The 11,082-nt window shown below is 47.8% G+C and carries 8 protein-coding genes; 4 read left to right on the top strand and 4 right to left on the bottom strand.

Translation table 11 applies throughout. The annotated features are described in order from the left end of the window. A partial coding sequence (locus Q0668_RS17060; protein ID WP_298866802.1) for an ATPase, T2SS/T4P/T4SS family occupies positions 1–973 on the bottom strand: 973 nt, incomplete at its 3' end. Positions 974–1,376: 403 nt separating this feature from the next. Here Q0668_RS17060 and Q0668_RS17065 point away from each other — a divergent pair. From Q0668_RS17065 to Q0668_RS17075, 3 genes are all read left to right on the top strand, one after another. Beyond that, positions 1,377–2,966, top strand: a complete 1,590-nt coding sequence (locus tag Q0668_RS17065; protein ID WP_298866804.1) for an arylsulfatase — start codon at positions 1,377–1,379, stop codon at positions 2,964–2,966. Positions 2,967–3,304: 338 nt separating this feature from the next. Further along, complete coding sequence (locus tag Q0668_RS17070; protein ID WP_298866806.1) at positions 3,305–5,917, top strand: DUF1553 domain-containing protein; 2,613 nt, start codon at positions 3,305–3,307, stop codon at positions 5,915–5,917. Positions 5,918–5,919: 2 nt separating this feature from the next. Beyond that, a complete protein-coding gene (locus Q0668_RS17075) occupies positions 5,920–7,344 on the top strand; it encodes a DUF1501 domain-containing protein (protein ID WP_298866807.1) in 1,425 nt (474 codons plus the stop codon). 81 nt (positions 7,345–7,425) lie between these two features. On the opposite strand, the gene nrdR is transcribed toward Q0668_RS17075, so the two are convergent. The 3 genes from nrdR to Q0668_RS17090 form a co-directional block, all read right to left on the bottom strand. Then, positions 7,426–7,881, bottom strand: a complete 456-nt coding sequence (nrdR, locus tag Q0668_RS17080; RefSeq protein ID WP_298866809.1) for a transcriptional regulator NrdR — start codon at positions 7,879–7,881, stop codon at positions 7,426–7,428. 183 nt (positions 7,882–8,064) lie between these two features. After that, complete coding sequence (locus Q0668_RS17085; RefSeq protein ID WP_298866811.1) at positions 8,065–8,235, bottom strand: hypothetical protein; 171 nt, start codon at positions 8,233–8,235, stop codon at positions 8,065–8,067. Between the two features lie 31 nt (positions 8,236–8,266). Next, positions 8,267–9,940, bottom strand: a complete 1,674-nt coding sequence (locus Q0668_RS17090) for a sodium:solute symporter (RefSeq protein WP_298866813.1) — start codon at positions 9,938–9,940, stop codon at positions 8,267–8,269. Between the two features lie 309 nt (positions 9,941–10,249). On the opposite strand from Q0668_RS17090, the gene Q0668_RS17095 reads away from it, so the two are divergent. Continuing rightward, complete coding sequence (locus Q0668_RS17095) at positions 10,250–10,453, top strand: small basic protein (protein WP_298866815.1); 204 nt, start codon at positions 10,250–10,252, stop codon at positions 10,451–10,453. Positions 10,454–11,082: the final 629 nt, after the last annotated feature.

The following is an 11,082-nucleotide window of genomic DNA, read 5'->3' on the forward strand; positions in this document are numbered from 1 at the left end:
GGTCGGGCATAATAGCACGAAAACTGCCATCCTGCGGCCGACGCTTCTCGGTGATGTCCATCGCACCAAGCACTTTAAAGATATTCAGAACCGCATCACCAATCGCACGATCAAATCCTTCTGTGGGATACATCACTCCGTCAATACGCAGACGCACTCCACATTCATCTTCTTTTGGCTCCAGGTGGACGTCGGTCGCACGACGCATGACGGCATCATGGACGAGTTCTTTTGCCGCTAGAAAACCACGCGAATTCTCAACCCGACGCGAACTTGAAGGATCATCTCCCCGCCCAGTTGACGATTTTCCTACAAATCGGATTTCAGGCCCGATGGCAGCCTGTTGCGCCGTTTCGCCTCCAATTCGAATTCCCATCTGCGCCAGATAGCGAAGTGTCAAATTCTGAATATGTTCGGGCGTCATGACTCTGCTGGAAGGCGGTACTTTCGCATTTCGTTCGCGGATATAAAGCCCAAGAGGTGCGCCATATGCCACTGCCAGAATGAAAAAACCAAGCAGAAAGCTAGGCATACAAAAGACGAATAGAAAACCGAGACCACCCGCAATTAAGACGGCAGAACTCCAGAACTCGGTATCGCTCTTCAATCCACGGCTGTCATCATCAACCCAATAAGAGGTTTTTGACCAAAGGATAAATAGCAGAATGACGAGTAGAAGTTTCCAGAAATGGAAATAAAACCCTTGTGAATTAGCGAAACGTGGATCGTTCCCACGAAAAAATGGTCCTGGAAGAGGAGGGTAGTTCCCCGCCTTAGCAGTTGTAGTTCGCCTATTATCCGACCCATCCGCTTCCCCATTATCCTGTCTCGCTGATCGCCCATTGCGACCTCCCTCCGCTCGATCATTGTCCTGCGAATCATTATTGCGCTGGGAATCGACCTGGGCATGAATGTCCGTCGACAACACCATTATGCTAAGAATTACGAAAAGAGACGCCCAGATACTTTTCACGCTGTTGTTCCTCAAAATTTGGGCTGATCAATCAAATGAAGCTGACCGGAACGTCGGTCTTTGACCTCGATAAAATGAGACAATATAAGGAGTTAAATTTAGCCTATATTCTCTCTGGAAGGAACGGCATTATCAATTTTAATTACAGAGAATGATTTTTTCCAAAGTTTGTACTACTTTTTAAATTTAAAGCAGTGCAATACAAGCATATAGTATCCATAGTAACGTGAATCACCTCCAAAATCAAAGAGAAAAACCAGGACATCCGACCCTGAATTCTTAAAGAAATTCCAGCGCCAGACTGCCTCTCGTAAGCGGCAGGATTGTGTAACACCTTCCGCAAATGTTAGACTGAAAACGCAGATATTTGTTCCCTGTCTTTTCTGTTTTTTCAGAGGCTCTGATGAAATTTCCTCGAATTGTGCTCTGTTTTTTAACCATCATTCTCTTTAGCGCATGGCAAACAAGCCAGGCTGCTGACCCGAATATTATCTACATCCTTGCTGATGATATGGGGTATGGCGACATACGGGCCCTCAATCCAGACTGTAAAATTGCGACACCGCATCTGGACCAGTTAGCTCAGAAAGGCATGATCTTTACAGACGCACACTCCAGCTCTTCCGTCTGTACGCCCACCCGCTATGGAGTTCTCACAGGTCGTTACAATTGGCGTTCCCGCCTGAAAAATGGCGTGCTCTGGGGCCTGTCCCGGCGCCTGATAGAACAAGATCGACTGACTGTACCAGACTTGCTGAAACAACATGGCTATTACACTGCCTGTGTTGGTAAATGGCATCTGGGCATGGATTGGACGCTCAAACAGGGCGGCTTCGCGACAGAGAAATCATTCAATAAAAAAACGAACCCGGGCTGGGAAGTTGATTACTCCCAACCCATTCAAAATGGCCCGAACAGCGTAGGCTTCGACTATTTCTTTGGTATCAGCGCCTCGCTGGACATGCCCCCTTATGTCTATATCGAAAACAATCATAGCCAGGGAATTCCGACTGTCACGAAAGCATTTTTTCGAGACGGCCCTGCGCATAAGGACTTTGAAGCGATTGATGTCCTGCCCCGTATCACTACACAAACCGTGGACATCATCAATCAACGATCCGAGGCTGCCAAATCGGGTAAGCCTTTTTTCATTTACTTCCCCTTGAATGCACCGCATACTCCCATTCTTCCCACTCCCGCCTGGCAAGGTAAAAGTGGAATCAACGCTTATTGTGATTTTGTCATGCAGGTTGATGATACGCTAGGACAGGTCATGCAGGCACTCAAAACGCAAGGCATTGCCGAAAACACACTCGTCATTTTTACCGCCGACAATGGCTGCTCACCGGCTGCCAATTTCAAAGAGATGGCAGACAAAGACCATCAACCCAGCTATCGCTTTCGTGGACATAAAGCGGACATCTATGAAGGCGGACATCGCGTTCCCTGCATTGCCAATTGGCCAGCACGCATTAAAGCAGGTACTCACTCCGATCAACTGACCTGTCTAACCGATCTATTGGCGACTGCTGCTGACATCATCGGTGCTAAACTTCCCGACGATGCCGGCGAAGACAGTGTCAGCATACTACCGGCACTCGAAGGTAAAGCTACCGCACCCCTCAGAGAGGCAGCCGTCCATCATTCGATCCGTGGCGCATTTTCTATCAGAAAAGACCACTGGAAACTGGAACTCTGCCCGGGTTCAGGAGGCTGGAGTTTTCCTAAACCAGGTAAAGATGATCTGAGTCAACTCGCCGGGATTCAACTTTATAACTTGAACGACGATGCAGGCGAACAAAAAAACATACAACACCTGCATCCTGAAATCGTAAAGGATTTAACAACATTACTACAGAGTTATGTAGAACGTGGTCGTTCTACTCCCGGAAAACCACAGCAGAACAATGGCACCGTGAATATTTTCGAAGCGGGAAAATCAGCTCAAAAAATGAAAAAGCCAACCAAAAAACGTCAGAAGGCCAAATCTTAAACAATGGACGAATGACAGCAAACTATCTCCTTTTAAGTTATCAGCTTACGTCGATATACCGACTTCCGAATCAGACCCTCAATCTTAAAAACTTGAAATTACTGCAAATTGAAGTTATCCTTAACCTCTGTTGCGTCTCCCTGTTGCGTCTCCTGCGGAAAGGTCAATCAGACTCATTTCCCAACGATATATTCAGCCCGTCAGACAATGGTGTCTGACTACCGTCCCCCGAACTCGGCAGTTCTGACGGACCGGCATTACTTTCAATTGTCTCACCAGGTCAATCCTTGAGATTGTTGCTGTCTTACCGGAAACGACCTGTCAGGAATTGAACGCGTATGTATGGTTCACAAGTTGCACGATTTGCGATTAGCATTCTCTCGGTTGTGCTCGCCTTCAATCTGATACCTCCCTCTATCTCCCAGTCGGCTCCTAAGACAGAGTCAAAACCAGGGGCTGCCCCTCAGATTGATTTCAAAAAAGCAATCCAGCCCATTTTTGTCAAACATTGCCAGGACTGTCACGGCCCCGATGCCCGTGAAGGGGGCTTACGTCTGACCAATCGTAAAAACATTCTGATGCGAAATGATTCCGGAGAACCGGCAATCGTTGCTGGTAAAAGTGATGCAAGTATTCTCATGCACCGCGTCTCATCTCAAGATGAAAAAGAGCAGATGCCACCCGCTGACACAGGGGAACGTCTCTCAAAACAGGAAATCCAAATTCTGAAACAATGGATCGATCAAGGAGCCATCTGGCCTACAGATTCAGATGCACCCGGGCACTGGGCATATACCTCTCCCGTAAAAAGTCCACCGCCAACCATGAATGGTTCGCCTCAAGTCAATAACCCGATCGACGCTTTTGTGGTTGATCAACTGCAACGAAATACAAAATCGCTGTCTCAAGCACCAGAGGCCGAACCAGCACGGTTACTGCGCAGAGTCTCGCTAGATCTAATTGGCCTGCCCCCCACAACCGAAGCCGTGCGCGCATTCGAAAAAAATCCCTCACCGGAAGCTTACGAAAAAATTGTCGATTCCCTGTTAAAATCCCCACGTTACGGAGAAAAATGGGCACGACCCTGGCTCGACATGGCGCGCTATGCCGACTCGAATGGCTTTCAGGCTGACCAACTACGCAAGATGTGGCTGTATCGCGACTGGGTAATCAACTCCCTCAATCAGGATCTCCCCTTCGATCAGTTCTCCATTCAGCAAATTGCCGGCGACCTGTTACCTCAGCCGACCATCGATCAAAAAATTGCGACGGGTTTTCATCGCTGTACGACCTGTAATGTCGAAGCAGGTGTGGACCCTGAAGAAAATCGAGTGAATCAGATTTTTGACCGCGTGAACACAACCGGCTTAGTCTGGCTGGGAACGACATTTGAATGTGCCCAGTGTCACAATCATAAATATGACCCGTTCTCACAACAGGACTATTATCAGATCTTTGCATTTTTCAACAATACACCGCTGGAAGTTAAACAACTCGGAAAATCTGTGACGTTTGATTTCACAGGCGCCAATTTCTCCCTGCCTTTGAAGGCGAAAGAGAAAAAAACCAGAGAAGAGCTGACCAGTCAGAAAGTTGCCGTTCAGAAAAAAATGAAAACACGCGAGAAAGAATTGCAAAAAGGATTCCCACAATGGGAAGAAACCATGCTCGCGATGTTGGAGAACAGCGAAGAGAGCGCAAAGGTTCCCGCACCAATTCAAAAAATTCTCCGCACCAAAACCAAAAAACGAACGGACAAACAATCAAAACAGTTAACAAGCCTGCAACAAAAGCAGGACCCATCCTATGCAGACCTGCAAAAAGAGCAAAATCGAATCCTCAAGGAATTGAAAGCACTCGAACCCGATACGACGCTGGTAATGGTCGAAATGGATCAGCCTCGAATGAACAATATTTTCAAACGCGGTGACTTTCTCAACAAAGGGGCCTCAGTCAAACCCCAGACCCCCGACGCATTGCATCCTCTAAAGACCCAGGGTCAACCCAACCGCCTCTCATTTGCGAAATGGCTGGTCGCGAAAGAGAACCCACTGGTAGCCCGCGTGACAGTCAATCGCTGGTGGGCTCAATTCTTTGGCCACGGGATAGTAGCGACCCTGGAAGATTTTGGCAGCCAGGGCGATGCTCCCACCCACCCGGAACTCCTCGATTGGCTCGCAGTAGATTTTATGGAACACAACTGGTCGATGAAACACATCCATAAGACGATTGTCATGTCGGCCACTTATCAACAATCTTCAAAGGTGACTCCAGAACTTCTCGAAGCCGACCCCTATAATCAACTTTATACGCGCGGCCCACGACTACGACTTTCAGCAGAATCGATTCGGGATAATGCACTGGCAATCAGCGGTCTACTATCGACCAAAATGGGAGGTCCCCCCGTCTATCCACCTCAACCAAAGGGGCTCTGGAGACACGTAGGTCGAAATGCACCCAAGTACCTAACTTCAACTTCTGAAGACCGCTACCGTCGAGGAGTTTATGTGATTTGGCGACGCAGTGCCCCTTATCCCAGTTTTACCAACTTCGATGCCCCCGACCGTGGCGCCTGTGTAATCAACCGCTCGCGGACCAACACGCCCCTACAGGCACTCACACTCTTGAATGATCCTGCATATATTGAAATCGCCATCGGTCTGGCCAGACGACTCGCAACTACAGAGCAGCCTGCTAATCTGACTGACAGGGATCGCGTAGCCTATGCATTCCGATTGTGCTTAGCCCGGAAACCAAAGACCGAAGAAGTAAACCATCTCACCAAAGTGTTCCAACAGGAACTAAAATATTTTCAGGATCATCCCCAGGCGGCTCAAAAATTGATTTCAGCAGAACACCGCCCGGAAGGAGTAGGCGCATCGCGCATGGCAGCATGGCTGTATATCGCTAATATTCTGCTAAATCTGGATGAAACGATTACAAAGGGCTGATCATGAACGACCACCTGCAACAATTGCTGAATTATACCCGTCGCGAATTTTTTCAACGCGCAGGCATGGGCGTTGGCGGCGCTGCATTGACAGCCTTACTGTCTGACAGCTTGGGGGCGGCTACTCCGTCTTCAAACAATTCAATGGCAGTCCAAAAATCACACTTTCCTCCCAAAGCGAAAAACGTAATCTTCCTGCATATGGTAGGAGCACCTTCACATCTCGATCTATACGATGCTAAACCAAAACTACAGGAGCTGGATGGCCAACTGGTTCCCGATAAACTCTGGGAAGGTTTACGACTCGCGTTTATTCGTGAGCAACCTAAACTCATGGGTAGCCCGTTTGCCTTCAAGCAACAGGGAGAAGCAGGCATTCCCATTTCGGAACTGATGCCGCATCTCGGATCGGTTTCCGATGAACTCTGCATGATCCATTCTCTCAAAACCGAACACTTCAACCATGCACCAGCGCAACTTTTTTTTCAGACCGGCTTCTCCCGCTTTGGTCGTCCTTCCCTGGGCTCCTGGGTGAATTATGGCCTGGGTTCCGAAAACAGCAACCTGCCCGGATTTGTAGTGCTGATCACAGGCAACGTCGCGGGGGCGGGTAACAGCCTGTGGGGCAGCGGCTTTCTACCCAGCATTTATCAGGGTGTGGAATTTCGGTCACAGGGTGATCCCGTCCTGTTTCTTTCCAACCCGAAAGGCATGACCGGCGAAGACCGTAAACGCATTATCGATAGTGTCAATCATTTGAATAAAGTCCAGTTGGCAGATGTCGGTGACCCGGAAATCGCAACACGGATCAATCAATACGAAATGGCGTATCGCATGCAGTCTGCCGTTCCGGATCTGATGGATATTTCGGATGAGCCAAAACACATTCATGAGCAATATGGGACACAGCCCGGTAAAGCAAGTTTTGCGAATAACTGCCTCCTGGCCAGGCGACTCGTAGAACGCGGCGTCCGGTTTGTACAACTCTTTGATCAGGGCTGGGACCATCACGGTAATCTTGTCAAAAGTATTAAAAATAAATGTAAACAGGTGGATCAACCCATTGCCGCTTTGATCAGAGACTTGAAACAACGCGGATTGCTGGATGATACACTGGTAGTCTGGGGCGCTGAGTTCGGCAGAACACCCATGGTTCAGGGAGACCGAAAAACTCCGGGCCGCGATCATCACAAAGATGCGTATACCGTCTGGATGGCAGGTGGCGGCGTCAAACGCGGATTTGCTTATGGCAAAACAGATGACATCGGGTTTAACGTTGCAGAAAACCCTATGCACGTTAACGATTTTCATGCCACGCTATTGCATCTGTTAGGCATGGACCACGAACGACTCACATTTAAATTTCAGGGACTCGATATGCGAGTCACCGGTGTCGCCGGCAATGTCGTTCCTGAAATTATTGCCTGAAGAAACTAGACTGAGAAATTCAACTGAGAAATTCAACTGAGAAATTCAACTGAGAAAATCCAACTGAGAAAAATTCTCGGTTCAGTCATGCGATCGTAGCATGGGTTCGATTTCGACAACAAAATCGTTTGCAGCGGTAAAGTTGCGATAAACTGAGGCAAATCGAACGAAGGCCACCTGATCGACGTCTTTCAGAACAGCAGAAACCTGCTCACCTATAAAACGGGAGGGAACTTCGCGATCGAAGTTCTCATAGATTTCCGCCTCAATCTGTGACACGATCGCTTCTATTTGATCGGGGCTAACCGGCCTTTTATAACAGGCCGTCTCGACTCCTTTGACCATCTTTGTGCGATCAAAGGGCACGCGAGCACCATCTTTTTTGATGACTTTCAACGGCGACTCTTCAATCTTTTCGTAAGTCGTATAACGCTTCCCACAAGCCAGACACTCCCGCCGCCGGCGCACACTGAAAGGTTGACTCAAACGAGAATCAATTACTTTCGTCTCACCATCACGACAAAAAGGGCACATCATAAACGACGCGACTCCTGGTAACTAAACAACAACACAACCTCTGCACTAAGAGACAAAGCCAGCTTACACATGCCTAAAAGTAACATGATCGAAACTAATTCACCAGTCAATTATTCAGAAATCACGATTTTTTAAAGGTTTACGAACATCAAATAGGATATACATGACAGGGAATCTAACGAGTTATTCCATAGGTTGATCCAGAATTTCTTCATGAGCCACAGATTCATCGACGTCCGCTTTGAGATCATCCAACGTTTCAATGAGCTCTGCTTTGACTCCATATACAACGTATCCCAATAACACCAGAAAGGCCAAACCGCTGGTGATTAGTAAGATTGTCCAGATTGTCATCCACACATACATGGTTATTCTTTCATCAATCTTATGAGACGGCGGTCGTGTTTACTGACTCTGGTCGAGTGGTTTTATCGGGAAAAATCAGCGATCCAGCAATGTAAAGTATGATAGAAAACACAAACGTCAATAAAGTGAGATGGGTTCCATTCACTTCCATTTGGATAAACTTCTTAACTACGACCGGATCGACCATCTTAGGTTCTTCAGACTTTTCCTTGCCAACTTCCCCTGCCATTGGATTCTTAGCCTCAATCGAATTGACATTCTCGGCTTCCAACGAGATCGGTTTTTCGATGCTCACCGTATTAAAGTCATTGATTATTTTGACACAAGGTCCCATGGCTGAAAGCCCCATTAATCCACCTAGAATTGCCGCCAGTGCTCCTATTTGACTACCCCGTTTCCAATACAAGCCTCCTACAATTGTGGGAAGCGCCCCAGAAAAATAAACCGCTCCTGTCGCAGCGAGATAGCTCCATAAATTACCGCTAACTTCATACCAAAGCCCCCAAATGAGTAACATCGCACCAATCACAAAAATTGAAATGCGCGTCACTAAAATACGGGAACGCTGACTCATCGGCCCCGCAATCGGTGCCACAATATCCTGAGTAATCACGCCGCTCCAGCAGAGCAGGTAACTGTCATGTGTTGACATAAAAGCCGCGATCATGCCCGCAGTAACCAGTCCCAATAACCCCGTGGGCACTACTTTCGCCAGAAACAGAGGCATAGCTGAGATCGAGGTAATAGCGGGATTCGTCTTCACCGCTTCTTCAAAATCAGCAAACAGTTGTGGCTGCGAAGCAAAAAAAGCAAACGTGCCAATACCCCAGAAAACCGGTAACGCGCGCCGTGCCAGAAACGAAACTGAGCTTAATGAATAGAGCTTCTGAGCCACTGCGGCACTCTGACAGGAAAGGGTTCTGGCGGCACTCGTCGGCCATAACATTGCTGCCGCTCCCATCACCATCACCATTTCAATGATGTTCAACCAGCCGATCCCTTTCCCTTTACCGGAAGGATTGTGGGAATCGAAAGGATTAAAATAACCGTTTTGCTCTGTGACAATCGCCGCAAATCCATCCCAGCCAATCGAACAAAATACCACGACTGTGACAATCACCATACCGGTACCCAGAATCAAAAACTGAATCAGGTCGGTAATCACCACCGACACCATCCCGCCTAAGACCGTGTAAAACAGCACGAGCAATAACAGTCCGGTCATGATCAGTTTGAGCGACATTTCATCCTGCAAACCGGAAATCGCCGTCACAAACTGAGAACCCGCTTTCAGAAACAGACCCATATTCAACACGCCTGAAACCACCATGACGATCGCCCCGACGACACGGACATTTAATGAATAACGTTTTTCATAATATTCCGGAATCGTCATGACCGAAGATTCACGCAGACGGTATACAACAAAACCGGTCATACCAATCAACAGAACGGCTCCCGCTTCCACAAATGCGAGGTACAAAGAGGCATACTGCTGTTTATAACCAAGCTCAGCCATGTACATGACGGTGATTAAACCAAGTTCCGTCCCCGTCATCGTTGCCAGCGCCAGACGCAAGCGGAGCTTTCGACCCGCCACGAGATAATCAGAAAGGTTTCCGACGTAACGATTGGCCCACAAACCAATTACGATCGATGACAACAGATAGCAGGCGACGATCGACCAGTCCAACCAGGTGAAATTTGTATCGTAAAGAGAAATAACTGGCCTCCCCCTGCCCGCGTTTTCAATGACACATAATGGATTTTCACGTAAAACAGCTCAAAGGTTTCATTTAGCAGCGGTTGCAATCAAAGACCATTCCTTTTACCATATGTCGCTTCGCAATGCGGCACGGGTAAGAAATCCGTTTGACCAGTTGATCAGCACGCTGATTCAGCGCATCTTGCGAAAGTTACACCACTATGCCAGTTTTGACAGTGAATTTCCATAGTAAATGACTGTCATCGAAATAACATCTAAATAAGAGGGGATGACACCGTGTCACTCGACAAAAGTTTAAAAAGTAAAAGTACGCTGGTCCGCGCACGCAACGTTTTGAAGCGTGCAGAACGGATTGAAAAATTGAAATTCGAAGACCGCTGGGTCGAAGGACAAAACGCCCTCGGCTTGCCCAAAGTGCGCGTCGAAAAAGTCTCGCTGGGTAAGAAAAAGAAGAAGAAGAAAGAAGAAGACGAAGCGTAATCTCACCGTCTGAATCATCTAAGCTCACATCGTGCGCAGCACTGTTCATCTCAGCTTGATGAATGTGCCGCGCACTATTTTTTTCCCGTGATCTGAGAAACCATTCCCCACACCCTCTCCTCTCCCATATTCCTTCCACGTTTCCACCCACATTTCCCCCTCCAGATTTACACTGCAGATTTACACTGCATAAACAGAACTTGACAGCGTCCCGTCCTTCGCGATTATGCGTTTTTACGCGTCGCGCGCGGGATGCGATATTTGAGCACTGCTTTTTGCGAACACTGAAGATCTCACTACTATAAAAGTCCCTTTGTTTTGAAAATCTTCACCTGATAAATCAACACCGGTTCCCAATGTCTCGTAACTTATCGACACGCTTCGGCACGCGTTTAACGCACATTGGCACGCGTTTGGCAGATTTTGGTCACCATTCGCTATACTTCGAACACAATTCAGCTTGACACCCTCACGCCCTTCAGCAAAATGATTCACAGTCAAAGTCATCATCATCAGAATAAACGAGACCCCAGAACCAGCCAACATTAACAAAACCCTGAGCGGCTCGGCGCTAGCCTAATGGCACTTACTTTACTTTTTCCTTATGAAGGATCGGAGTCTTTTTTTCG

It is taken from the genome of uncultured Gimesia sp. (genome assembly GCF_937910335.1).
Taxonomy (GTDB): domain Bacteria; phylum Planctomycetota; class Planctomycetia; order Planctomycetales; family Planctomycetaceae; genus Gimesia.